Source organism: Pseudomonas sp. SJZ074, assembly GCF_007828215.1.
Lineage (GTDB): Bacteria > Pseudomonadota > Gammaproteobacteria > Pseudomonadales > Pseudomonadaceae > Aquipseudomonas.
The window spans coordinates 18,078-42,102 of sequence record NZ_VIUE01000025.1; the positions used below are offsets into that span (position 1 = coordinate 18,078).

The window sequence follows — 24,025 nt, forward strand, 5'->3', positions numbered from 1 at the left end:
GGTACCCCTTGTGGGAGCGAGCCTGCTCGCGATTGACGGCAGCACATTCAAAGTCGATGTGCCTGATACGCCGCTATCGCGAGCAGGCTTGCTCCCACGGGGATTGAGTTCTGCCTGGAGGGCTGCTGACGTCAATCGTTTGCAGTCTGCTCGGCCAGCGCCACGGCCCGGAACATCGCCCGACGCTTGTTCAGGGTTTCTTCCCATTCCAGCACCGGCACCGAATCGGCAACAATGCCACCACCGGCCTGCACATGGAGTTCGCCGTTCTTGATCACCGCGGTCCGGATGGCAATGGCGGTATCCATGTTGCCGTTCCAGGCGAAATAACCCACGGCGCCACCGTATACACCCCGTTTGACCGGCTCCAGCTCATCGATGATTTCCATCGCGCGGATTTTCGGCGCGCCCGACAACGTTCCCGCCGGCAGGATCGCCCGCAAGGCGTCCATGGCCGTCAGCCCGGCCTTCAACTGGCCGGTGACGTTCGACACGATATGCATCACGTTGGAATAGCGCTCGATGACCATCTTCTCGGTGAGTTTTACCGAACCGACCTCCGAAACCCGCCCGGTATCGTTGCGGCCCAGGTCGATCAGCATCAGGTGCTCGGCGATTTCCTTGGCATCCGACAACAGGTCCTCTTCCAGCGCCCGATCCGCCTCTTCCGTAGCGCCACGAGGGCGAGTACCGGCAATCGGCCGCACAGTGATCAGGTTGTCCTCGACCCGCACCAGCACTTCAGGCGAACTGCCCACGACGTGAAAATCGCCGAAATTGAAGAAGTACATGTAAGGCGTCGGGTTGAAGCAGCGCAATGCCCGGTACAAATCGATGGGTGCGGCCTTGAAGTCGATGGACATCCGTTGCGAGGGCACCACCTGCATGCAGTCGCCCGCCAGGATGTACTCCTTGATGGTATCGACGGCCCTTTCGTAATCGGCCTGGGTAAAACTGGAACGGAACACCGGGTCGGCGGCCGCCTGCTTGCTGAAATCAAGCCCTGGACGCGGGGTGATCGGCTGGCGAAGTTTTTCCAACAGCGCCTGCAGGCTTTTCTGACCGTGTTCGTAGGCATCTTCCTGGGAAGGATCCGCCAGGACAATCGCGTGCATCTTGCCGGCGAGGTTGTCGAAGACCACCACCGCATCGGAAACCATCAGCAGGATGTCCGGCACACCCAGCGGATCCGGGTTCGGGCAAGAGCCCAGGCGTTTTTCCACATAGCGCACGCAGTCGTAGCCGAAATACCCCACCAGGCCACCGTTGAAACGTGGCAGGCCGGGGATGGTCGGCACGTTATAGCGGGCCTTGAAGGTTTCGACGAAGGCCAACGGGTCTTCGACTTCGTGGCTTTCGATCTCGACGCCGTCGTGGGTCACGCTGATGCGATGGTCATGGACCCGCAGCACCGTGCGGCACGGCAGGCCGATGATGGAATATCGGCCCCATTTCTCGCCGCCCTGCACCGACTCGAGCAGGTAGGAGTTGGGCCGGTCGGCCAGCTTGAGGTAGATCGACAGCGGAGTGTCGAAGTCGGCCAGGGTTTCGCAGGCGAGCGGGATACGGTTGTAGCCGGCAGCGGCCAGGCGCAGGAATTCTTCGCGGATCATGAGGGTGCCTCGTGGCAAGAGGAGCTGACAGTCAGGTATGCAAACGCGCCGGGTAACCGGCCAGGATCAAGTCAGGCGCGCCAACGCCAGCGGGCCAGGGCCTTCATGACTTTCATCCAGAGTTTGCGAGTGACCACCACGATGGCGTTTCCAGAAGAGGATTGAACAGCGTCGGGCAACGTTATCTCAGCGGCCGGGTCCAGGCAACCGGGAATTAACAGGCGCAGGTCGTCGATCACCAGCGAGGGAAACTCTTCTGCGATCGGCCGGCCGTGGTTGTAGCCATAACTCAGCGCCACGCACTTGACCCCCGCCGCTTTCGCCGCCAGGACATCGCTGCGCGAGTCGCCAACAAATAACGATTGGGAGGCCGGGATGTTGGCCATTTTCATGACGAAGAAAAGCGCCGCCGGGTCGGGCTTTTTCTGCGGCAAGGTATCGCCGCCGATGATCCAGCGGAAGTAGCGGCCGATTTTCACCTGGTCCAGCAATGGCGCGACAAAGCGTTCCGGCTTGTTGGTGATCAACGCCATCTCCACGCCTTGTTTATGCAGCCACTTGAGGGTCGAGCGCACACCGGGGTAGACCACCGTCAGCGGGTGATTGCCCTCATAGGCTTCATTGAATAACTCCAACGCTCGCTCAGCCTCGGCATCATCGACCCCTTGGGCATCGATATGATTGGCCAGGGCCCGGCGCACCAGCATGGGCGCACCGTTGCCGACCCAGTGGCGCACCGCCTCGAGGCCGGCGGGCGGACGCCCGAGCTTGAGCAGCATATCGTCCACCGCTGCCGCGAGGTCCGGGACCGAATCGACCAGTGTGCCATCAAGGTCGAACATCACCAGACGCGGCAGGCAGCCGGGAAACAGCTGCTCGAAGCCGCTCATGGGCGCGCCAGGGCCAGTTCGGCGCGCATCTTTTCAATCACTTCTCTGTAGTCCGGTGCGTTGAAGATCGCCGAGCCAGCTACAAAGGTGTCCGCGCCCGCTGCGGCGATTTCGCGGATGTTGCCCACATTCACGCCGCCGTCGATTTCCAGGCGAATGTCACGCCCCGACGCATCGATCAGCGCACGGGCTTCGCGCAGCTTGTCGAGAGTCGCCGGGATGAACTTCTGGCCGCCGAAACCGGGGTTGACGCTCATCAGCAGGACCATGTCGACCTTGTCCATCACGTACTTGAGGACGTCCAGCGGTGTCGCCGGGTTAAACACCAGGCCAGCCTTGCAGCCGCCTTCACGGATCAACTGCAGGGAGCGATCGACGTGCAGCGTGGCTTCGGGGTGGAAGGTGATGTAGGTGGCACCCGCTTCGATGAAGTCGCCGACGATGCGGTCCACCGGGCTGACCATCAGGTGCGCATCGATCGGCGCGGTGATGCCGTACTTGCGCAGCGCCGCGCAAACCATCGGACCGATGGTCAGGTTGGGTACGTAGTGGTTGTCCATGACATCGAAGTGCACGATGTCGGCGCCGGCGGCCAGGACGTTGTCCACCTCTTCACCCAGGCGGGCGAAGTCGGCGGAGAGGATCGACGGAGCAATGGCGAAGGGCTGCATGACGCACCTGTTTTGAGCGAAATCGCGATGGCGCGCATTGTATACCTCAAGATTTGGCGCGCCCACCGTGGCCGACGATCAATACGCTGCGCGGTAGATCTTCTCGATATCAGCGACACTCAACTTGCGTGGATTGTTACGCATCAACCGCTCGATTCCCGCCGCCTCCACGGCCATGGACGGGATCACGCCCTCGGTGACACCCAGGCCGCTCAGGCCTTTGGGGATCTCTACGGCGCTACACAACGCGGCCATGGCCTCCACCGCTTCGTCGGCGGCTTCAAGATCACTTAAATGGCCGGTCTTTATGCCCATTGCTTCGGCAATGTCCCGCATGCGCTCCACGCAAGCCATCTTGTTCCATTGCATGACATAGGGCAGCAGCATGGCGTTGGCAACGCCATGGGACACGTGGAAGCGCCCACCCAGCGGATAAGCCAATGCATGCACCGCCCCGACCCCGGCATTGCCGAACGCCATGCCGGCCATCAGGCTGGCGGTGGCCATATCCTCGCGCGCCTGCAGGTGAGCAGGGTTGGCAAAGGCCTTGGGCAACGCGCGGCTGATCAGCTTGATCGCACCGATGGCCAGGGCATCGGTGATCGGTGACGCATTGAGCGACAGGTAGGACTCGACGGCATGAGCCAGCGCATCGACACCACTGGCCGCGGTCACGCCAGGAGGACAGGTCAGGGTCATCTGCGGACTGACCAGTGCCACGTCCGGCAACAGATAATCGCTGACGATGCCCTTTTTCAGCTGCGCAGCCTTGTCGGAGAGGATCGCCACGTTGGTGACCTCCGAGCCGGTACCCGCCGTGGTGGGAATGGCAATCATCGGCGGCCCCTTGCGGGGTACCTGATCGACACCGAACATGTCCTGCAGCTCGCCGTGATAACCGGCGTAGACGCCCACGCACTTGGCGATATCGATGGCGCTGCCACCGCCGAGGCCGATCAGGCCGTCGTGGCCACCGTCGCGGTAGGCCTGCATGCAGTCTTCGACGATGGCGATTTCCGGGTCCGGCATGACCCGGTCGAAAATCTCGTAGTCGCGCCCGCCCAGGTGTTGCAGGGCCAGTTCCACGGTGCCGGACTTGACCAGCGCGGCATCGGTGACGATCAGCGGATTATCCACATCCAGCCGGGTCAGCTCGCCCGCCAGTTGCTCGATGGCAGCGGCACCGGTGATCAGTTTGTGGGCGATCTTGAATGAGGAAAGACTCATGTGCGCGGCCTCTTGTTCGAGTATGGGCTGGCACAAGGATAGCTCGGTATTGCGCGTTGTTCTGCCATTCAGCGCCTGAATGCACCACAAACCCAATGTGGGAGCGGGCTCGCTCGCGAATAGGGGGGCACATTCAACATTTATGTCGACTGATACACCGCTTTCGCGAGCAAGCCCGCTCCCACACCAACTTATACCTGGGTGGTACGCAGCTTCTCGCTACGCCCACGTAACCACTCCAGGGTCAAAAGCAGGATCACCGAGAAGGCGATCAACAGCGTCGCCGCCGCGGCGATGGTAGGGCTGAGGTTTTCGCGGATGCCACTGAACATCTGCCGTGGCAGGGTGGCTTGCTCGGGACCGGCGAGAAACAGGGTCACCACCACTTCATCGAACGAAGTCGCGAAGGCGAATAGCGCTCCGGAGATCACACCCGGGGCGATCAACGGCAAGGTCACCCGACGAAACGTCGTCAGCGGCGAAGCCCCAAGACTGGCCGCCGCACGCACCAGGTTATGGTTGAACCCTTGCAAGGTCGCCGAGACGGTAATGATGACGAACGGCACGCCAAGCACCGCGTGGACCACGATCAGCGAGAGGAAACTGTTGCCCATGCCCAGCGGCGCGAAGAACAGGTAGCTGGCCACGCCGATGATCACCACCGGGACCACCATGGGTGAAATCACCAGGGCCATGACCAGCGCCTTGCCCGGGAAATCGCCACGGGTCAGGCCGATGGCCGCCAGCGTACCGAAGACCATCGCCAGCAACGTGGCAGCCGGGGCTACGATGATGCTGTTCTTCAGCGCCCGCATCCACTCGGCCGAGGCGAAGAAGTCCTGGTACCAGTGCAGCGAAAAGCCTTGCAGCGGATACACCAGGAAGCTGCCGGAGTTGAACGACAGCGGGACGATCACCAGTACCGGCAGGATCAGGAACAACAGGATCAACCCGCAGAGCGTGCGCAAGCAGTAGAACCACACCCGTTCGACGGGAGACATGTAAGGACTCAGCATTTCGATCTCCCCTTAGCTCAGGCGCAGGCGACTGGCGCCCACCAGCCAGCTGTAAATCAGATAAAGCACGATGGTCGCCAGCAACAGCAGCCCGCCGAGCGCCGTGGCCATGCCCCAGTTGATGCTGGTGTTGGTGTAGAACGCGACGAAGTAGCTGACCATCTGGTCGTTCGGGCTGCCCAGCAATGCCGGGGTGATGTAGTAGCCGATGGCGAGGATGAACACCAGCAGGCAACCGGCGCCGACACCGGCATAGGTCTGCGGGAAGTACACCCGCCAGAAACTGGCGAACGGATGACAGCCCAGGGAAATCGCCGCCCGCATGTAGGTGGGCGAGATGCCCTTCATCACGCTGTAGATCGGCAGGATCATGAACGGCAGCAGGATGTGTACCATCGAGATGTAGACGCCGGTACGGTTGAACACCAACTCCAGGGGCTTGTCGATGACGCCCATGGCCAGCAGCGCGCTGTTGATCAGCCCACCGGATTGCAATAGAACGATCCACGCGGCCACCCGCACCAGAATCGAAGTCCAGAACGGCAACAACACCAGGATCATCAGCAGGTTGCTCTGGCGCGACGGCAGGTTCGCCAACAGGTAGGCCAGCGGATAAGCCAGTACCAGGCAGATCGCGGTGATGATCAGGCCCATCCAGAACGTGCGGGCGAAGATATCGAGGTAGATCGCCTGGTCAGGCGTGGCCGGGGCCAGTTCGCCGAGGTCGTCGATGCGATGATCGACGGACGCCAGCAGGTAATAAGGGGTGACGTTGCTGGTATTACGGCGGATGACCTGCCAATACGCAGGATCGCCCCAGCGCTCATCGAGGCCTTCCAGTGCTTCTTTATAAGAAGCCGGCTCGCTGGCAAACGGCAGCGCGCGAGCGGTCTTGGTCAGCAGGCTGCGATAGCCGGCCGATTCCATGTTCAGGCGCTTGGACAAATCGCCCAGGGTCTGATTCTTGCGAGCGTCGGCCAGGTCTTCACTGGCGGCCTTGTACACCGGCTCCCCAGGTAAACCGCGTCCATCCCACGCGGCAATCGCAGCCACGGTGCGCGGCATGGTGCCGACCACTTCCGGGTTGCTGACGCTTTTGAACAGCAGCGCCACGATTGGCACCAGGAACACCAGCAACAGAAACAGCACCAGCGGCGCGATCAAGGCCTGGGCCTTCCAGCGGTTGACCCGCTCGGCGCGCTTGAGCCGCTGCTTCAAGGTGGGGCTGGTGCCCGCGTTCAGTGGAACGGCGATGGCCATGGCGAACTCCGCAAATCTTTTTTGTCGTTACAGGGACGGTGTGCCGCCCCTGTTCTTTTGAAACACCCAACCTGTGGGAGCGGGCTTGCTCGCGAAAGCGGTGTACCAGTCAACATAAATGTTGGAAGTGATGACGCCTTCGCGAGCAAGCCCGCTCCCACATGGATCCCATCCAGTCTCGGATGTCGGGTTACTTCGCAGCCCAGGAGTTGAAGCGCTGCTCCAGTTGCTCACCGTTATCAGCCCAGAAGCTGACGTCGATCTGCACCTGGTTGGCGATGTTTTCCGGGGTGGTCGGCATGTCTTTCAGGACATCCTTGGACAGCAACGGTACTGCCTGGGTATTGGCCGGGCCGTAGGCGATGTTTTCCGAATAGGTCTTCTGCTGCTGTGGCGCCACCGAGTAGGCGATGAATTTCTTCGCCGCTTCGGCGCGGGTCTTGTCCAGGCCACGCGGGATGGCCCAGGCGTCGAAGTCGTAGATGCCGCCGTTCCACACCACTTTCAGGTTGCTTTCTTTCTGTACGGCGGCGATCCGGCCGTTGTAGGCCGAGCTCATGACCACGTCACCGGACGCCAGGTACTGCGGCGGCTGTGCGCCGGCTTCCCACCACTGGATGTTCGGCTTGAGTTCGTCGAGTTTCTTGAACGCGCGGTCCTGACCATCCTTGCCGGCCAACACCTTGTAGACGTCTTTTGGCGCGACACCGTCGGCCATCAGGGCGAATTCCAGGGTGTACTTGGCGCCCTTGCGCAGGCCGCGTTTACCCGGGAATTGCTTGGTGTCCCAGAAATCCGCCCAGCTGGTGGGCGCGGTTTTCAGTTTGTCGGCGTTGTAGGCCAGTACGGTCGACCACACGAAGAAACCTACGCCGCAAGGCTGGATGGCGCCCTTGACGTAGTCTTCGGTCTTGCCAAACAGCGCCGGGTCGAGCTGTTCGAACATGTCTTCGTCACAACCACGGGACAATTCAGGGGACTCGACTTCAACCAGATCCCACGAAACGCTCTTGGTATCGACCATGGCCTTGACCTTGGCCATTTCGCCGTTGTACTCGCCAGCCACGATTTTGCCGTTGCCGGCCGCTTCCCACGGTGCGTAAAAGGCTTTGACCTGAGCCGCCTTGTTCGCCCCGCCAAAAGACACCACGGTCAGGTCCGGGCCCGCCGCCATCGCGCTTGCCGCACCCATCATGCCCAGGGTCAGGGCGGTGAACTTCAGGGATCTCAACATTTATTGTTCTCTCCACGTGCAGGGTTGGTGTGTTGATTACAGCAGGGGGGCGATCAATTCGCCTCTAGAAGTGGGTCGAGCGCACGCACATGCTCAACCTGCCAGCCAAGCGGAACCACGTCGCCGACGGCCAGCTCGGGGTCGAGCTCGGCAATCGGTTGTTTCACGAAGAAGTCGTTCTTGCCGCAGACTTCCAGGCGAACCCGGACGTGGTCGCCCAGATAGATGAATTCCGCCACCCTCCCTGAGAAGCGGTTGACACATTGTTCGCTTGCGCCGTTGAGGCTCACCCGCTCCGGACGGATCGACAGGGTCACCGGCTCGCCGGGCTTGCCGACGTTTACCGCCAGCGCCTCGACCTTCTCGCCACGGCCCAGCTCCACCAGGCAGCGATCGCCGGTTTGACTGTGCAGGCGACCACTGAGACGGTTGTTTTCGCCGATGAAGTTGGCGACGAAGGTATTTTTGGGTTCTTCGTAGAGTGTGCGCGGCGGAGCGATCTGCTGGATCTCGCCCTGGTGGAACACCGCCACGCGGTCGGACATGGTCAAGGCTTCGCCCTGGTCGTGGGTCACATAGACCACGGTCACGCCGAGGCGCTGGTGCAGATGCTTGATTTCCATCTGCATGTGTTCACGCAGTTGCTTGTCCAGCGCGCCGAGGGGTTCGTCCATCAGCACCAGTTGCGGCTCGAATACCAGCGCCCGCGCCAGGGCGACACGTTGTTGCTGGCCGCCGGACAATTGCGCCGGGTAGCGCTGGGCGAAGGTGTCCAGCTGGACCATGCTCAGTACCCGTTTTACCCGATCGCTGACATCGCTCTTGTTCAGGCCCCGAACGGTCAATGGAAACGCCAGGTTCTCGGCGACGGTCATGTGGGGGAACAGGGCATAGTTCTGGAACACCATGCCGATGTCGCGCTTATGCGGCGGCACATGGTTGATGGCACGGCCGGCCAACTGGATCTCACCGGCGGTCGGGGTTTCAAAACCCGCGAGCATCATCAGGCTGGTGGTCTTGCCGGAACCGGACGGCCCGAGCAAGGTCAGGAACTCGCCCTTGCGAATGTCCAGGTTGAGGTCCTTGACGATCAGGTTCTCGCCATCGTAGCTCTTTTGCACACCACGAAAGCTGACCAGCACATCGCTGGCCCCCGCGCTTGAATCAACCTGGCTCATACCCGCACCTTTTGTATTGATGACTACTTGTGAATCAAGCCTAGTGGAGCCTCGTGCCCGCGCAAATCGGGGCGCAGGAGAGAATCGCCTCAGCCGGATGGAAGAGTCGGGGTAGGGATTGCCCTACAAGGGCGGCGGGATTGGATAAGGGCAGTGGCGAGTTATGAGTTGCAAGCCGCAAGCTGGGGGTAAAAGCAATGCTGGGCGTGTCGCAAATAAGTATGTCAGCGCATATTTCCTGTGGAAGCGGGCTTGCTCGCGAATGCGGTGTATCAGTGATGCATATTTGACTGACACACCGCACTCGCGAGCAAGCCCGCTCCCACAAGGGATCTGTGGCGTGCCTAGAGCAGCTTGTGCTCCATCGCGTACTTCACCAGTTCCGCCAGGGAAGTGATGTTGAGTTTCTGCATCAACCGCGCCTTGTGGGTACTGATGGTTTTACTGCTCAAGGCCAGTTGCTGGGCGATATCGTTGACGTTGGCGCCTTGGGCAAGGCGCTCAAAGACCGAGAACTCGCGCTCGGACAGCAGCGAATGCAACGGGCGAGTGTCGGTCAGGCCGACTTCGAACACCATGCGGTCGGCCAGGTCCGGGTCGATGTAACGCCCGCCCGCCGCGACCTTGCGAATCGCCATGAGCAGCAACGCCGGGTCGCTGTCCTTGGTCGCGTAGCCAGCCGCGCCCACCTTCAACGCCCGGGCCGCCATCTGCGCCTCGTCATGCATCGACAACACCAGGATCGCCGGCGGATTGCTCAGCGCACGGATCCGCGGGATCGCCTCCAGGCCATTGACGCCCGGCATGGATATGTCCAGCAGCACCACTTCGCAGGGCACATGTCGCAGGGTCTCGAGCAACTGCTCGCCATTGCTCGCCTCTCCCGCCACCACCAGATCCTTTGCCAGGCCGATCAATTGCTTGATGCCTTCACGGACGATGGTGTGGTCTTCGGCTACCAGTACACGGATCACGTTCTTCTCCAGATTCAGAATCCAATCGCGAGCAGGCTCGCTCCCGCAGGGGCTATGTGTACATAAAACCCACCCCATCAGGCCTCAAGCAAGGGCACCCGCACTGCCAAGGTAGTCCCCTCCCCCGGCTCACTCTCCAGGGACAACCGCCCGCCCATGATCAGCACTCGCTCGCGCATTCCCACCAGCCCAAAGGATGTCGGCCGACTTGTATCGGCAATAAATCCTACACCGTCATCACTCACGATCAGACACAATTCATCGCCTTCGCGAACCAGCGTCAGTTCCACGGTGTGCGCCTGGGCGTGGCGCATCACGTTGGTCAGCGCCTCTTGAAGAATACGGAACAGGCCGATCGCCTTGGCATCGCTCAGGGCCGGCAGATTGTCGGGCACCTGCACGAGGCACGGGATCTGCGTACGCGCCTCGAAGCGTCGGGCCTGCCATTCGATGGCCGAGGCGATACCGGCATCGAGGATCGGCGGTCGCAACGCCGTCGCCACGTCTCGCACCAGCTGGAAAAGCTGGGCGATCAGGCGCTTCATGCTGTTGAGACGCTCCTGCAGGCCGGGGTCCAGTTGCGCATAGGCCAACTCACACATGGACGTTTCCAGCTTCAGCACCGTCAACATCTGACCCAGTTCGTCGTGGACTTCCCGGGCGATACGGGCCTTTTCCTCCTCCCGCACACTTTCCAGGTGCGCCGACAATTCGCGCAATTGCTCACGGGAGCTGGCCAGTTCCAGCTCGATACGCTTGCTTTCGGTGATGTCCCAGACAATGCCGTCCCAGACGTAGGCGCCATCCTCGAGACGACGGGTGATCGCCTTGATCTCGGCCCAGCGCTCCCGGCCTTCGCGGGTCAGGATGCGCCCCTGCCACGACCAGTCACTGTCGCTGTCCAGCGCCTGGTCCTGGGTGCGGTGATAATCGGCCTTATCCTCCGGATGCACCAGGCTGCGCAAGCCGGTGTCGCTGCGAGCCAGGGTCGCGGGGGAATAACCCACCAGGCTCTCGCTGCCTTCGCTGATGTAGGCAAAATCGATCTGGCCGGTCACCGGTGCCCGCTCCAGGCGGAAGACCAGGCCCGGCACGTTGGCAGCGATGCCTTGCAGGCGCGCTTCGCTTTCGCGCAACGCCGCCAACGCACGACGGCGCTCGGTCACATCGTTGAGGTAGACCACCAGGTATTCGGCATCACGGAAGCGCAGGAAGCTCAGGGAAACGTCGGCCGGCAGAATGCTGCCATCAGCCCGCACGCACTCGGTCTCGAAGCTCTGTGGTCCGTCCTCGCTGGCCCGGGCGCGCTTCCACAGGTTCAGCCAGCGATCCATGTGCAGGCCCGGCTCGAAGTCGATCAAGGGACGCTCGATGATCGCACCGGGTCCATAACCAAGCATGGTTTCGGCGGCGCGGTTGGCGTAACGCACATGGCTGTCCCAGTTGACCCAGAGAATGCCGACCGTGCTTTGATCGATGGAAAACTGGGTGAGCCGCAGCGCCTCCTCGCTGGCGGCACGCTGGGCGATATCTTCGCGCGCGGAGCGCAGGCGTCGCTCCAACCCACGTTGCTGACGACGCTGCCAGAATACGATGGCGATGGCGCTCAATAGCAAGGCCAGCATCAACAACGTCAGGTTCTGCCAGAACCCCGGGGTCTCGGTCAGGCGCGGATACTTGGGTTTGAGCCAGCGACTGTGCAGTTGCTCCAGTTCCCTGGCGGGAATCGCCTGCAGCCCCTTGTCGACTATTTCGGCCAACTCCGGCCAGTCCCGACGCGTAGCGACCCGCAGCAGTTGCGGCAGGCCGATGTCGCCGACCACCACCAGCTCGGCGAACTCCGGCTCGATCATGAGCCGGCCCAATTGCGCCTCGTCGACCACCGCGTAGCGAGCCTGCTGGCTGAGCAACAGCTGCAGGGCCTCGCGCTCCATCGGCACGCCCTGCAGATTCAATGTCGGATAGGTGTTGTGCAGGTAATCCGCCGTGGTGCTGGGCATGCGTACCGCGACCCGGACCTGGGCATCGAGTTTTTCCAGTTCCACACCCTCGGCGCCCTTCTGCTCACCGACAATCAACTGCGGCACGCGCATGTATGGATCGGAGAACAGCCAGAGCCTGAGTCCACCCGGCGTCTGGGTCAGACCCGGGGCGATATCCACTTCACCATCGCGCAGCGCGGCCTCCAGTTGCGCCAGGTCCTGGAAATTGCGCCAGGTCAGCTCGACGTTCAATACCTTGCCCAACCACTGCATCAACTCGACGTTGGTGCCGGACAGGCGCTGCAAGCGTCGATCGTACTGCGCATACGGCGCTTGCAGGACCAGGCCAACCCGCAATTGAGGATGTTGTGCCAACCATTGCCGTTGTCCGACATTCCATTGCACCCCATGGGCAGAAGGCGCGGGCGCAGCCCACGTCATCAAGGGAAGCCATAAACAGCCGATAACCCACAGGCAGCAAAAACGCATCATTGAAGTCTCACGCACTGACAAATACTGACCAACCCATTAGGCTGCCGGAAATACTTCTGGCCCTGGAATATCCGATGCCCTTTGTCCACCGCCTGGCATTGCCAGCATTGTGCCTGTCGCTGATCCTGCCGAGTGCGTTTTCTGTACAGGCTGACGAACCGACGCCCGCCGTGTCGGATCAACCCACCGAGACAAAACCGCTCGAGCGCCAACCCTTGCTCGAGCGTAGCCAGGAAGAGGCGGCCGCGCTGGAGCGAAAAGTCCCGACCCAGGAACAACAACAGCTCCAAACCGGCAGCGACACCTTCCTGGCCCTCTGGAAACCGGCCAACACCAGCGATCCCAAGGGCGCGGTCATCATAATCCCGGGTGCCGGTGAAACGGCTGATTGGCCTCAAGTCATCGGACCGTTGCGTAAAAAATTGCCCGACGTCGAATGGAATACCCTGAGTATCACGCTGCCGGACCCGCAAAGCGATGTCATCGCACCGCGTGCCGTGGAAACCCCGCCGGAAACCAAACCGGCCGACACGGCTGCCGCGGCCCCGGACGCCACCACTGCGCCGCCGATCGAACAAGTGGCGGGCGGTGAAGCAGACGCCGTCGACCCGGTCGTTGCCCAAGCCGATGAAGAACATGCCAAGGCCGACGCCGAACGCGTTTTCGCTCGCATCGATGCAGCCCTCGCCTACGCCGAGCAGCAGAGCTCGCGCCGCATTGTGCTGCTGGGCCACGGCACTGGCGCCTATTGGGCGGCGCGTTATCTCAGCGAAAAACAGCCCCCGCAGGTCGAACGCTTCGTGATGGTCGCCGCGCAGACCCCGGCCACCGCCAAACCCGGCCTGGCCGAACTGACGCCGACCTTGAAACTGGCAACCGCCGATGTCTTCTATATGGACAGGCCATTGGATCGCAACGCAGCGCTGGAACGCTTGCAGGCGAGCAAACGCTTGAAGGGTTCGAATTTCAGCCAGGTCTCTCTCAAGGCCTTGCCCAACGCGGCGGCGCAGCAGGAGCAGTTGTTCCGGCGGGTTCGAGGGTGGTTGAACCCGCAGAATCCCGCTGAATGACGCCTACGCGGTTCTTTCGCCAGGTACCGGCTCGTGGCGAGGGGATTTATCCCCGCGGGCGGCGAAGCCGCCCCAGGGTCTTGCCACTATTTATTCAACGACACTAGCGAAAATCCCGCCGCTCCCGAATCAACCGATAAGCGTTATGCAATTCCCGGGTCTTGTCCGTGGCCTCGCGCACCTGCAAAGGCGTTGCGCCACTGCCGGCAATTTTGTCTGGATGGTGACGACTGAGCAGTCGACGATAGGCCCGTTTGATCTGCGAAGGCTCAGTAGTGGCTGAAACCCCCAGCAAGCGCAACGCTTCCTGATAGGTCACGCCACTGTTGGGCAGCGACGGCTTCTGGGGTTCGTAATCAATCGCCAGCGCCTGGACCTGCTGGGGTGTCCAACCCAGCCACTTGCCCCACTGAATGAGCAACTCGCGCTCATTGGCGCCGGCACGGCCGTCAGCCCAGACCATCCGCCAACAGGCCCGCAGCACACCCTCGGCGGCATGGGGTTGAGTGGCGAGACGACGCAGATAACCACGCACGCGGTCATTTCCGGACTTGCCTCGGTTGAATGCCGCTATGGCCCGGCGTTGTGCCGGCTCGCTCAGGTCCAGCGCACGCATTTCCTGGCGGGCCTGCTGGATGTGACCGTCCACCACCCGACCGTCGACTTTCGCCAACCGTCCCAACAAGACAAACAGCAGCTCGTCGTTGCGCAACGCCGGACGACCGCCCAGGCGCTCACGTATCTGTGCCCAGCCTTGCAAGTTCAGGCGCCGGTCCAACGCCTGGCCCAACAACGCCCCAAGCATGGCCCCCGGAATGCTGGCTATGGCAAAGCCCGCTCCGGCTCCTATCAGAGTCCCTGGCCACCACATATCAACGGCTCGCTTCTATCAAGGTTTCGACTTGCATCAAACGTTCATGGGTCCCCACATCGACCCAATGCCCCTCCAGGCGCTCGCCACTGACCTGCCCCTTTGCCATGGCTCGGCGCAGCAGCGGTGCGAGCTTGAACGCGCCATCCGTGCAGCCCTCGAACAACCTTGGGTGCAGGACGGCAATGCCGCTATAGGTCAGTTTGTCGGCAGCCGGTTCTCCTTCGTGAACCTTTCCGTCGGCCAGGATGAAATCACCGCCCGGGTGATGGTCGGGATTATCCACCAACACCAGGTGCGCCAACCCTTCAAGTGGCCCGCGCAAGCCACTGAAATCGTAGTCGCTCCAGATATCACCATTGACCACCACGAACGCATCATCGCCCAGCAGCGGCAAGGCCCGGAAAATCCCACCACCCGTCTCCAGCGGCTCGCCTTCGGGTGAATAACAGATCCGCACGCCAAATCTCGCACCATCTCCCAAGTGATCCTCGATCTGCTGACCGAGCCAGGCGTGATTGATCACGACATCGCTGAAACCGGCGATGCCCAACGCCCGCAGATGGTATTCGATCAATGGGATGCCGCCGACGCGAATCAACGGCTTCGGGGTGGTCAGGGTCAAGGGACGCATGCGCTCGCCCTTACCCGCCGCAAGGATCATCGCCTTCATGCCGTCGCTCCGGCCGGGCGAGGCAGGCTGGACAACAATGCCTGCAGTTGCGCCAGTTCAGGACGACGAGCGAGGACAGCCTCTATATAGGCAAAGAAGCGCGGCACATCGCCCAGGTAACGCGGCTTGCCATCGCGGTGGCAGATGCGCGCGAAAATCCCGATGACCTTGAGATGGCGTTGCACGCCCATCAGGTCGCTGGCCCGCAGGAAGTCTTCAATATCCGGCTGAACCGGGATACCAAGCGCGCCAGCTTGCCGCCAGTAATCCTCCAGCCAGCCACGGACACGCGCCTCGGGCCAACTGAGGAAGGCGTCCTTGAACAGACAGGTCACGTCGTAGGTCACCGGGCCGTAGACCGCATCCTGGAAATCCAGCACCCCGGGATTGGGTTCGCTGAGCATCAGATTGCGCGGCATGTAGTCGCGATGCACCAGGACTTTGGGTTGGGCCAGGGCGCTGTCGATCAACAGGTCACTGGCCTCTTGCCAAAGTTGTTGCTGTATCGAATCGAACTCGATGCCCAGTTCGCGCTTGACGTACCACTCGGGGAACAGTTCCAGCTCCCGGCGCAGCAAGGCAACGTCATAGCTGGGCAACGGCGCGACCATCGGCAACTGCTGGAAAGCCAGCAGCGCCTGCAGGGCATCACGGAATAAATCGTCGGCATTTTCTCCATCGATCACGTCCAGATAGGTCCGGTTACCCAGATCATTGAGCAAAAGAAAGCCGCGCTCGAGATCTTCTGCATAAATTTTTGGCACATTTATTCCGGATCTCGCCAGCAAAAACGCAATGTCCACGAAGGGTTTGCAGTTTTCCTGGGGCGGCGGCGCATCCATCACGATCAGACTGCGCCCCTCGCCTTCCCAGCGGAAATAACGCCGGAAACTCGCGTCGCTGCTGGCCGCGGTCAATGTGGCCGGCGGTACGACACCCCAGCTCTGGGCGGCAAAAAGGATCGGAAGTTGCTCATCGAGCCAAACTTTCAGGTGTTGCAAGCGTACATCTTGGTCGGGCATTGCAAGGGTCTCCGACGGCCCTAGCCGTCAAGCGGGTCATGCTTTATTATCCAGCATCTTTTTCAGACCATCGAGAGGCGTGCGGCCCACACCGCGGGCAGATGGCACGCAGGAAGCCCGGACTAATAAGATGGCATTGAAATCCCCCGCGTTTCGTAGAAAATTTCCGTTGTTGGTCACCGGCAGTCTGCTGGCCCTGCAACCCCTGGCCTCTTCATTCGTTGTCGCGGCGCAGCAGTATGACTGCTCCGTCTCCGCTTCGGGTGCCTGGGACTGTTCCCCCAAGACCCCGGCCGCCGCATTGCCGCCACGTCCGGTGCATGAAGGCAGTGCCGTTGCCGACAGCGGCGACGCTGCGGCCGGCAACAGCTCGGTTGAAGCAGCCGGCGACAAGCCGGTGCTGGTCACCGAAGCCAAGGGTCGCGGCCTGAAGTCGCGCAGTGCAGACTACAGCCACCTGGATTGGGTTCCACGGGAGAACCTCACGCCTGCGCAACTGGCCGAAACCGGACCTTATTGCTCCGGCGCCTATATCGAGCCGCCCCGTCCTGGCATGAATGACAAGACGGCCAAGAGCGATGCACCGACCTTCCTCGGCGCGAAGGCTTCACGCTACGAGCAGGAACAGCAGGTGGCGACCCTGGCCGGTGACGTGGTCATGCGCCAGGGCAGCATGCAGGTCGAGGCGGACGAAGCCAACCTGTACCAGGCAGAGAACCGTGGCGAGCTGAGCGGCAATGTGCGAGTCCGCGACAACGGCGCGCTGATTGTCGGCGACCATGCCGATGTCCAGCTGGACACCGGCGAAGCCAAGGTCGACAACGCCGAATACGTGATGCACAAGTCGCGCATCCGCGGTAACGCGCTGTACGCCAAGCGTGCCGAGAACGCGATCATCCGCCTCAAGGACGGCACGTACACCACGTGCGAACCGAACAGCAACGCCTGGACGCTCAAGGGCAACAACATCACCCTGAACCCGGCCACCGGCTTCGGTACCGCGACCAACGTGACGCTGCGGGTCAAGGACATCCCGGTCCTTTACACGCCTTATATCTACTTCCCGATCGACGACCGCCGCCAGTCCGGCTTCCTGCCACCGACCATCGGCAGCGGCAGCGACACCGGCTTCCTGTTGGTCACCCCGTACTACTTCAACCTGGCGCCTAACTACGACGCCACGTTGTATCCGCGCTACATGAGCAAGCGCGGCCTGCTGATGGAAGGCGAATTCCGTTACCTGACCAAGTCCAGCGAAGGTCAGTTCGGCGCTGCGTACCTCAATGATGAAGAAGACGAGCGCGCCAAGCAGTCCGACTACAGCAAGACCCGCTATATGTACAACTGGCAGCACAAGGGCGGGCTGGACTCGCGTGTGCTGACGGAAGTCGACTACACCAAGATCAGCGACCCGTATTACTTCCAGGATTTGCAGACCGACCAGATCGGTGTCGAGTCCAGGGATTACGTGAACCAGCAGGGTGCGGTCAGCTATCGCGGGGATAACTACACGGCTCGGGTGAATGCCCAGGCGTATCAGATGGCGACGATTTCGAAGATCACGCCGTATAACCGCCTGCCGCAGATCACCTTCAATGGGTCATTGCCTGACCACCCGTATGGTCTGGATTTCGCGTATAAGACGGAGCTCGTGCGGTTTGATCGTGATTTGCGAACCGGCGACTATAGCGATGAGAATGGTGACACTTCACCATTTCTGGACAACAACATTCGTGGCCTCGCACGGGCTAACGGCGATCGCCTGAACCTGGCTCCGGTCATCAGTCTGCCGATGAATGCTAGCTACGGCTACATCAAGCCGTCGCTCAAGTATCAATACACTCAGTACGATCTGGACCTGGACGGTATCGGCAAAACGCAGGTTGCCGCGCAGAACGCAGAGGCTGATCGGCTGCGAGGCACCTACAGCAGCAGCCAGAACCGCGGCGTGCCAATTGCCAGCATCGACAGCGGGCTGTATTTCGACCGCGACACTCAGTGGTTCGGCAGCAACTACCGCCAGACATTGGAACCCCGCCTGTTCTATCTCTACGTACCGGAGAAGGATCAGAGCGACATTCCCGTGTTCGACACCAGTGAATCGACCTTCAGCTACTCCTCGCTGTTCCGGGATAACCGCTTCACCGGTTCCGACCGTGTCGGCGACGAGAACAAGCTGTCCCTGGGCGTGACCAGCCGCTGGATCGAAGAAAACGGTTTCGAGCGTCAGCGCGTCAGCGTCGGCCAGGCCCTGTACTTCAAGGATCGCGAAGTCCAACTGCCGGGCATCGATTTCAAGACCCGCGAAGACGCCAAGTCGGACGTGTCTCCATACGCGCTGGAATACGAATTCCGCTGGAATCGCGACTGGCGTACCACTGCCACCTACAACTGGGACCCGGATACCCACAGCCCTCGCTCGGGCAGTGCGATGTTCCATTACCAGCCGGAAGACAACCCGAACAAGGTCATCAACGCCGGTTATCGCTATCGTAACGACCAGATCCGTTATGACGAGGCCACCGGTCAATGGCAAGTGGGTGGCGGCGACTACGGCACACCGGGCACCCCTGGCTACGTGAAGGACTACTACAAGATCAAGCAGCACGATTTCTCGGTCATCTGGCCGATCGTTCCGCAGTGGAACGCTATCAGCCGCTGGCAGTATGACTACAACCGCAATCGTACCCTGGAAGCCTTTGGTGGTTTCGAATACGACAACTGCTGCTGGAAACTGCGCCTGATCAACCGTTACTGGGTCGACTACGAAGAGTTCAGTCAAGCCGCCCCGGAAAACGAAAAAGGCGACCACGGCGTCTTCCTCCAAATTGTCCTGAAGGGACTCGGCGGCCTCACCGGCGCCAAGGTAGAGAGCTTCCTCGACAAAGGCATCCAAGGTTATCGTGAACGTGAAGACCAAGCTTTCTGATTGTCTGCGCCCGCTGATGCTGGGCGCGCTGTTCCTGGGTACCGCGGCCAACGCCGCGGTTCAGTCCATCGATAGAGTGGTGGCCATTGTCGACAACGACGTGGTCATGCAGAGCCAACTGGACCAGCGCGTCCATGAAGTGCAGCAGACCATCGCCAAGCGCGGCGGAGGCCTGCCACCGCCGGGTGTGCTGGATCAGCAAGTGCTTGAGCGTCTGATCGTCGAAAACCTGCAATTGCAGATCGGTGAACGCTCCGGTATCCGTATCACCGACGAAGAGCTGAACCAGGCCGTCGGTACGATCGCTCAGCGTAACAACATGACCATCGACCAGTTCCGCGCTGCGTTGGCGCATGATGGCCTGTCCTACGATGACGCCCGCGACCAGATCCGCCGCGAGATGATCATCAGTCGCGTGCGCCAGCGTCGAGTGTCTGAACGCATCCAGGTTTCCGAGCAGGAAGTGAAGAATTTCCTCGCGTCCGACCTGGGCAAGATGCAGCTTTCCGAAGAACTGCACTTGGCGAACATCCTGATTCCTACGCCGGAAAGCGCGAACTCCGAAGCGATTCAGAGTGCTTATCGCCAGGCAATGGATGTCTACCAGCAGCTCAAGCAAGGTGCCGACTTCGGTCAGATGGCCGTCGCCCGCTCCGGCAGCGAAAACGCCCTGGAAGGCGGCGACATGGGCTGGCGCAAGCCTGCTCAACTGCCGCCTCCATTCGACCGCGAACTGAGCGCCATGGCGGTGGGTGACATCACCCAGCCTGCCCGCACTCCTGGCGGCTTCATTATCCTGAAAGTGCTGGAGAAACGTGGCGGCGGCGCGCAGGTGCGTGACGAAGTCCATGTTCGCCACATCCTGATCAAACCCAGCGAGATTCGCAGCGAAGCCGAAACCAAGCGCCTGGCGGAAAAGCTCTACGACCGCATCGAGGCGGGCGAAGACTTCGCCGAACTGGCGAAGAGCTTTTCGGAAGACCCGGGATCGGCCCTCAACGGTGGCGACCTGAACTGGGTTGATCCAAACGCGCTGGTACCCGAGTTCCGCAAGGTCATGGCCGAAACGCCACAAGGCCAACTGTCCAAGCCGTTCAAGAGCCCTTATGGCTGGCATGTCCTGGAAGTCCTTGGCCGTCGCGCCACCGACAGCACCACCCAGGCCCGCGAACAACAGGCAATGACGGTACTGCGTAATCGCAAGTACGACGAAGAGCTGCAAACCTGGCTGCGCCAGATCCGCGACGAAGCCTACGTTGAAATCAAACTCCCTGGTGCAGACCAGGCTGCGCAGTGAAACCCAAGCGTTTTGCGCTGACGCCCGGCGAGCCTGCCGGCATAGGTCCCGACCTGTGCCTGCTGCTCGCCGCGCAACCCCAGCCATATCCTCTGATTGCAATCACCAGCCGCAGCCTGCTCCTTGAGCGGGCTGCGCAGTTGGGCGTAGCCGTCAACCTGCTTGCAGTGACACCGGACGCCTGGCCGGATGCACCAGCGCCGGCCGACAGCCTGTATGTCTGGGATACCCCCCTTGGCGCCCCGGTCATCACCGGGCAACTGGACAAGGCCAACGCCGGTTTTGTCCTGGAGACCCTGACCCGTGCCGGCCAGGGCTGCCTGGATGGCGCTTTCGCCGGTATGGTCACCGCACCGGTACACAAGGGTGTGATCAACGAATCCGGCATCGCCTTTTCCGGACACACCGAATTCCTCGCGGACCTGACCCGCACCGCACAGGTCGTGATGATGCTCGCTACCCGTGGCCTGCGGGTCGCCCTGGTGACCACTCACCTGCCCTTGCGGGACATTGCCGACGCCATCACCCCGGAGCGCCTGGAGCGTGTCACGCGGATACTGCACGCCGACCTGCAGGAAAAGTTCGGCATCGCCCACCCACGCATCCTGGTCTGCGGGCTCAACCCCCATGCCGGTGAGAGCGGACACCTGGGTCGCGAAGAAATCGACATCATTGAACCTACATTGGAGCGCTTGCGCAGCGAAGGCATGAACCTGCATGGCCCGCTGCCTGCCGATACTCTGTTTACCCCCAAATATCTGGAGCACTGCGACGCGGTGCTGGCGATGTACCATGACCAGGGCCTGCCCGTGTTGAAGTTCAAAGGCTTCGGCGCGGCAGTCAACGTGACCCTCGGTCTGCCGATCATCCGCACGTCGGTGGACCATGGCACCGCCCTGGACCTGGCCGGCAGTGGCAAGATCGATACCGGCAGCCTGCAGGTCGCGCTGGAAACCGCCTACCAGATGGCCGAGACCCGTTTATGACCGAGCAATACCAACACCGCGCGCGCAAGCGTTTCGGCCAGAACTTCCTGCATGACGCCGGTGTGATCGATCGCATCCTGCGCTCCATTAACGCCAAGCCCGACGACCGCATGCTGGAAATCGGCCCGGGCCAGGGTGCCCTGACCGAAGGCCTGCTAGACAGCGGTGCACAACTGGACGTGGTGGAGCTGGACAAGGACCTGGTTCCGATCCTCAACCAGCAATTCGCCGGCAGGAGCAACTTCAACCTGCACCAGGGCGACGCGCTGAAGTTCGACTTCAACAGCCTGAACGCCGCGCCGAACAGCCTGCGGGTCGTGGGCAACCTGCCATACAACATATCCACGCCACTGATCTTCCACCTGCTGAGCAACGCCGGCCTGATCCGCGACATGCACTTCATGTTGCAGAAGGAAGTGGTCGAACGCCTCGCCGCAGGTCCTGGCGGCGGTGATTGGGGGCGCCTCTCGATCATGGTCCAGTATCATTGCCGGGTCGAACACCTGTTCAACGTCGGCCCGGGGGCATTCAATCCTCCGCCCAAAGTCGACTCGGCCATCGTCCGCCTCGTCCCCCATGCAGTGCTACCGCACCCGGCCAAGGACCATCGCCTGCTGGAGCGCGTGGTACGCGAAGCCTTCAACCAACGTCGCAAAACCTTGCGCAATACACTGAAGTTGCTGCTCAGCAGCGCCGAAATCGAGGCCGCAGGCGTCGATGGCAGCCTGCGCCCCGAGCAGCTGGATCTGGCGGCCTTCGTGCGCCTGGCCGACAAGCTCAGCGAACAGGCCGCACCGAAAGCCGAAGCCATCTGACGGACAATGACCGTCTCGGGTGGGACGCCCCTCTGGTTTACTACCCGATACTTGGCCTAGACTGATCCCTTCAGCCACGCCCGCGTCCCGCTTCTAAGGCCCTTTTGCATGTCCGATCCTCGTTATCAGGTCGACGTCAGCGTCACCACCCGCTTCCTGGCAGAACAGTCGCAACCCGAACATAACCGTTTCGCCTTCGCCTACACCATCACCGTGCGCAACAACGGCTCGCTACCGGCCAGGCTGCTGTCTCGGCACTGGATCATTACCGATGGCGACGGTCATGTCGAAGAGGTACGTGGCGAGGGCGTGGTAGGCCAGCAACCGCTGATCGACGCTGGCAACAGCCACAGCTACAGCAGCGGCACCGTGATGACGACCCGGGTCGGCACCATGCAGGGTACCTATCAGATGCTGGCCGAGGACGGCAAGCGCTTCGATGCCGTCATCAAGCCTTTTCGCCTGGCGGTGCCCGGAGCCTTGCACTGATGGCCACCTACGCGGTCGGTGACCTGCAGGGTTGCCTCAGCCCACTCCAGTGCCTGCTGGAGCGCGTCGCCTTCGACCCGCAGAAAGACACCTTGTGGCTGGTGGGTGACCTGGTCAACCGTGGCCCGCAATCGCTGGAGACGTTGCGTTTTCTCTTCAGCATCCGCCAGTCCCTGGTGTGCGTGCTCGGCAATCACGACCTGCACCTGTTGGCCGTCTGGCAAAACATCGAGCGCCTGAAGAAATCCGACACCTTGAAGGAAATCCTCGACGCCCCCGATTGCATCGAATTGTTGGAATGGCTGCGCCAGCAAAAGCTCATGCACTACGACGAGCAGCGCAATCTGGCGCTGGTGCATGCCGGCATCCCGCCCCAATGGTCTCTGCGCAGGGCGCTCAAGTGCGCCGGCGAAGTCGAACAGGCACTACGCGACGACAACCTGTTCGGTCCCTACCTGGACGGCATGTACGGCAACGATCCGGTCAAGTGGGACAACGACCTCACCGGGGTGACCCGTCTGCGGGTCATCACCAATTATTTCACCCGCATGCGCTTCTGCACCCGCGATGGCAAGCTCGACCTCAAGGGCAAGGAAGGCATCGAGACCGCACCGCCCGGCTATGCCCCATGGTTCAAGCACAAGGAGCGCAAGACCCGTGACCTGAAGATCATTTTCGGTCACTGGGCAGCGCTGCTGGGCCAATGCGACGAACCAGGACTCTTTGCCCTCGATACCGGTTGCGTGTGGGGCGAAGCGCTGACACTGATGAACGTCGATACCGGCGAACGACTGCGTTGCGACTGCGACGAACAGGGGCATGCCAAGTCCCCTCACCACCACCCGACCCCTGCATCGTCGCCGACCGGCACCGCCGTCTGATCGGCGCCTGGCCTGCGACAGGAGCTTTCCCATGACTGAGTTCAAACGCATTCCCCCGGAACAAGCCCAGGCCCTGCGAGAGCAGGGCGCGGTCTTCGTCGACATCCGCGACCCCGGCACTTTTTCCGCCCTTCATATCTGCGGGTCCAAGCACCTGGATAACCACTCCCTGCATGATTTCATTACCAAGGCCGATCTTGACGCTCCGGTCGTAGTGGTCTGTTATCACGGCAATTCCAGCCAGAGCGCAGCCGCCTATCTGGTCGGCCAGGGCTTCACCGACGTCTATAGCCTGGATGGCGGCTTTGAACTGTGGCGCACGACTTATCCGTCAGATACGGCGCAAGGCTCCCACGAATAATTTTTTATACCCGCCCAAACCCGCGTGGACCGCGGGCTTGAGCGATAGCTGACGAACGGTCTGCCATAACTTATTACGCATTCCACCTGTGCCT

General features: G+C 61.5%; 21 protein-coding genes. 8 read left to right on the forward strand and 13 right to left on the reverse strand.

All coding sequences use genetic code 11. From position 1 onward, the window contains the following. Positions 1-131 precede the first annotated feature (131 nt). The 10 genes from trpE to FBX99_RS22080 form a co-directional block, all read right to left on the reverse strand. On the reverse strand, positions 132-1,613 hold the full coding sequence (trpE, locus tag FBX99_RS22030; protein WP_145132889.1) for an anthranilate synthase component I: 1,482 nt from the start codon (positions 1,611-1,613) through the stop codon (positions 132-134). Positions 1,614-1,684: 71 nt separating this feature from the next. Then, positions 1,685-2,503: a phosphoglycolate phosphatase gene (locus FBX99_RS22035; RefSeq protein ID WP_144930580.1), complete on the reverse strand. Its 819-nt coding sequence runs from the start codon at positions 2,501-2,503 to the stop codon at positions 1,685-1,687. After that, positions 2,500-3,174, reverse strand: coding sequence for a ribulose-phosphate 3-epimerase (rpe, locus tag FBX99_RS22040; protein WP_144930581.1), 675 nt, complete (start codon positions 3,172-3,174; stop codon positions 2,500-2,502). The genes FBX99_RS22035 and rpe overlap by 4 nt, the downstream gene beginning before the upstream one ends. Positions 3,175-3,252: 78 nt before the next feature. Next, entirely contained in the window at positions 3,253-4,401 is a 1,149-nt protein-coding gene (locus FBX99_RS22045; RefSeq protein ID WP_144930582.1) for an iron-containing alcohol dehydrogenase, read from the reverse strand. A 191-nt stretch (positions 4,402-4,592) separates the two neighbouring features. After that, the gene (locus FBX99_RS22050; RefSeq protein ID WP_144930583.1) at positions 4,593-5,417 is read right to left on the reverse strand and encodes an ABC transporter permease; all 825 of its coding nucleotides are present in this window, start codon (positions 5,415-5,417) and stop codon (positions 4,593-4,595) included. A 12-nt stretch (positions 5,418-5,429) separates the two neighbouring features. Then, positions 5,430-6,677 (reverse strand): ABC transporter permease, encoded by a 1,248-nt coding sequence (locus FBX99_RS22055; protein WP_144930584.1) that lies wholly within the window; start codon positions 6,675-6,677, stop codon positions 5,430-5,432. A gap of 190 nt (positions 6,678-6,867) precedes the next feature. Next, entirely contained in the window at positions 6,868-7,911 is a 1,044-nt protein-coding gene (locus FBX99_RS22065; protein ID WP_047702277.1) for an ABC transporter substrate-binding protein, read from the reverse strand. Positions 7,912-7,964: 53 nt separating this feature from the next. Beyond that, positions 7,965-9,089, reverse strand: a complete 1,125-nt coding sequence (locus FBX99_RS22070) for an ABC transporter ATP-binding protein (protein ID WP_047702278.1) — start codon at positions 9,087-9,089, stop codon at positions 7,965-7,967. A gap of 344 nt (positions 9,090-9,433) precedes the next feature. Continuing rightward, positions 9,434-10,063: a response regulator transcription factor gene (locus FBX99_RS22075; RefSeq protein ID WP_145132891.1), complete on the reverse strand. Its 630-nt coding sequence runs from the start codon at positions 10,061-10,063 to the stop codon at positions 9,434-9,436. 77 nt (positions 10,064-10,140) lie between these two features. Next, a complete protein-coding gene (locus FBX99_RS22080) occupies positions 10,141-12,537 on the reverse strand; it encodes a PAS domain S-box protein (RefSeq protein ID WP_145132893.1) in 2,397 nt (798 codons plus the stop codon). A 74-nt stretch (positions 12,538-12,611) separates the two neighbouring features. Between FBX99_RS22080 and FBX99_RS22085 the strand changes: the two genes are divergently transcribed. Further along, positions 12,612-13,607 (forward strand): alpha/beta hydrolase family protein, encoded by a 996-nt coding sequence (locus FBX99_RS22085; RefSeq protein WP_144930587.1) that lies wholly within the window; start codon positions 12,612-12,614, stop codon positions 13,605-13,607. A 103-nt stretch (positions 13,608-13,710) separates the two neighbouring features. Here the strand turns inward: FBX99_RS22085 and FBX99_RS22090 are convergent, their stop codons facing one another. The 3 genes from FBX99_RS22090 to FBX99_RS22100 are packed head-to-tail and all read right to left on the reverse strand — an operon-like array spanning position 13,711 to position 16,173. Then, complete coding sequence (locus tag FBX99_RS22090; RefSeq protein ID WP_144930588.1) at positions 13,711-14,478, reverse strand: TerB family tellurite resistance protein; 768 nt, start codon at positions 14,476-14,478, stop codon at positions 13,711-13,713. Position 14,479: 1 nt separating this feature from the next. Then, positions 14,480-15,151, reverse strand: a complete 672-nt coding sequence (gene murU, locus FBX99_RS22095; RefSeq protein WP_144930589.1) for an N-acetylmuramate alpha-1-phosphate uridylyltransferase MurU — start codon at positions 15,149-15,151, stop codon at positions 14,480-14,482. Then, complete coding sequence (locus FBX99_RS22100; protein WP_144930590.1) at positions 15,148-16,173, reverse strand: aminoglycoside phosphotransferase family protein; 1,026 nt, start codon at positions 16,171-16,173, stop codon at positions 15,148-15,150. The genes murU and FBX99_RS22100 overlap by 4 nt, the downstream gene beginning before the upstream one ends. 130 nt (positions 16,174-16,303) lie before the next feature. Between FBX99_RS22100 and FBX99_RS22105 the strand changes: the two genes are divergently transcribed. The 7 genes from FBX99_RS22105 (at position 16,304) to glpE (ending at position 23,931) form a co-directional block, all read left to right on the forward strand. After that, the gene (locus FBX99_RS22105) at positions 16,304-19,102 is read left to right on the forward strand and encodes an LPS-assembly protein LptD (protein ID WP_144930591.1); all 2,799 of its coding nucleotides are present in this window, start codon (positions 16,304-16,306) and stop codon (positions 19,100-19,102) included. Then, the gene (gene surA, locus FBX99_RS22110; protein WP_178112036.1) at positions 19,077-20,399 is read left to right on the forward strand and encodes a peptidylprolyl isomerase SurA; all 1,323 of its coding nucleotides are present in this window, start codon (positions 19,077-19,079) and stop codon (positions 20,397-20,399) included. Before FBX99_RS22105 ends, surA begins: the two co-directional genes overlap by 26 nt. After that, positions 20,396-21,385: a 4-hydroxythreonine-4-phosphate dehydrogenase PdxA gene (gene pdxA / locus FBX99_RS22115; RefSeq protein ID WP_144930593.1), complete on the forward strand. Its 990-nt coding sequence runs from the start codon at positions 20,396-20,398 to the stop codon at positions 21,383-21,385. Before surA ends, pdxA begins: the two co-directional genes overlap by 4 nt. Continuing rightward, complete coding sequence (rsmA, locus tag FBX99_RS22120; protein ID WP_144930594.1) at positions 21,382-22,200, forward strand: 16S rRNA (adenine(1518)-N(6)/adenine(1519)-N(6))-dimethyltransferase RsmA; 819 nt, start codon at positions 21,382-21,384, stop codon at positions 22,198-22,200. The genes pdxA and rsmA overlap by 4 nt, the downstream gene beginning before the upstream one ends. Before the next feature lie 108 nt (positions 22,201-22,308). Further along, on the forward strand, positions 22,309-22,689 hold the full coding sequence (gene apaG / locus FBX99_RS22125) for a Co2+/Mg2+ efflux protein ApaG (RefSeq protein ID WP_047702288.1): 381 nt from the start codon (positions 22,309-22,311) through the stop codon (positions 22,687-22,689). Continuing rightward, positions 22,689-23,570 (forward strand): symmetrical bis(5'-nucleosyl)-tetraphosphatase, encoded by an 882-nt coding sequence (locus FBX99_RS22130; protein ID WP_144930595.1) that lies wholly within the window; start codon positions 22,689-22,691, stop codon positions 23,568-23,570. The genes apaG and FBX99_RS22130 overlap by 1 nt, the downstream gene beginning before the upstream one ends. Before the next feature lie 31 nt (positions 23,571-23,601). After that, positions 23,602-23,931: a thiosulfate sulfurtransferase GlpE gene (gene glpE, locus FBX99_RS22135; RefSeq protein WP_145132895.1), complete on the forward strand. Its 330-nt coding sequence runs from the start codon at positions 23,602-23,604 to the stop codon at positions 23,929-23,931. Positions 23,932-24,025: the final 94 nt, after the last annotated feature.

Coding starts and splice junctions, on each gene's coding strand:
- trpE (WP_145132889.1), bottom strand. CDS start 1,613: ATGATCCGCGAAGAATTCCTGCGCCTGGCCGCTGCCGGCTACAACCGT.
- FBX99_RS22035 (WP_144930580.1), bottom strand. CDS start 2,503: ATGAGCGGCTTCGAGCAGCTGTTTCCCGGCTGCCTGCCGCGTCTGGTG.
- rpe (WP_144930581.1), bottom strand. CDS start 3,174: ATGCAGCCCTTCGCCATTGCTCCGTCGATCCTCTCCGCCGACTTCGCC.
- FBX99_RS22045 (WP_144930582.1), bottom strand. CDS start 4,401: ATGAGTCTTTCCTCATTCAAGATCGCCCACAAACTGATCACCGGTGCC.
- FBX99_RS22050 (WP_144930583.1), bottom strand. CDS start 5,417: ATGCTGAGTCCTTACATGTCTCCCGTCGAACGGGTGTGGTTCTACTGC.
- FBX99_RS22055 (WP_144930584.1), bottom strand. CDS start 6,677: ATGGCCATCGCCGTTCCACTGAACGCGGGCACCAGCCCCACCTTGAAG.
- FBX99_RS22065 (WP_047702277.1), bottom strand. CDS start 7,911: ATGTTGAGATCCCTGAAGTTCACCGCCCTGACCCTGGGCATGATGGGT.
- FBX99_RS22070 (WP_047702278.1), bottom strand. CDS start 9,089: ATGAGCCAGGTTGATTCAAGCGCGGGGGCCAGCGATGTGCTGGTCAGC.
- FBX99_RS22080 (WP_145132893.1), bottom strand. CDS start 12,537: ATGATGCGTTTTTGCTGCCTGTGGGTTATCGGCTGTTTATGGCTTCCC.
- FBX99_RS22085 (WP_144930587.1), top strand. CDS start 12,612: ATGCCCTTTGTCCACCGCCTGGCATTGCCAGCATTGTGCCTGTCGCTG.
- FBX99_RS22090 (WP_144930588.1), bottom strand. CDS start 14,478: ATGTGGTGGCCAGGGACTCTGATAGGAGCCGGAGCGGGCTTTGCCATA.
- murU (WP_144930589.1), bottom strand. CDS start 15,151: ATGAAGGCGATGATCCTTGCGGCGGGTAAGGGCGAGCGCATGCGTCCC.
- FBX99_RS22100 (WP_144930590.1), bottom strand. CDS start 16,173: ATGCCCGACCAAGATGTACGCTTGCAACACCTGAAAGTTTGGCTCGAT.
- FBX99_RS22105 (WP_144930591.1), top strand. CDS start 16,304: ATGGCATTGAAATCCCCCGCGTTTCGTAGAAAATTTCCGTTGTTGGTC.
- rsmA (WP_144930594.1), top strand. CDS start 21,382: ATGACCGAGCAATACCAACACCGCGCGCGCAAGCGTTTCGGCCAGAAC.
- apaG (WP_047702288.1), top strand. CDS start 22,309: ATGTCCGATCCTCGTTATCAGGTCGACGTCAGCGTCACCACCCGCTTC.
- FBX99_RS22130 (WP_144930595.1), top strand. CDS start 22,689: ATGGCCACCTACGCGGTCGGTGACCTGCAGGGTTGCCTCAGCCCACTC.
- glpE (WP_145132895.1), top strand. CDS start 23,602: ATGACTGAGTTCAAACGCATTCCCCCGGAACAAGCCCAGGCCCTGCGA.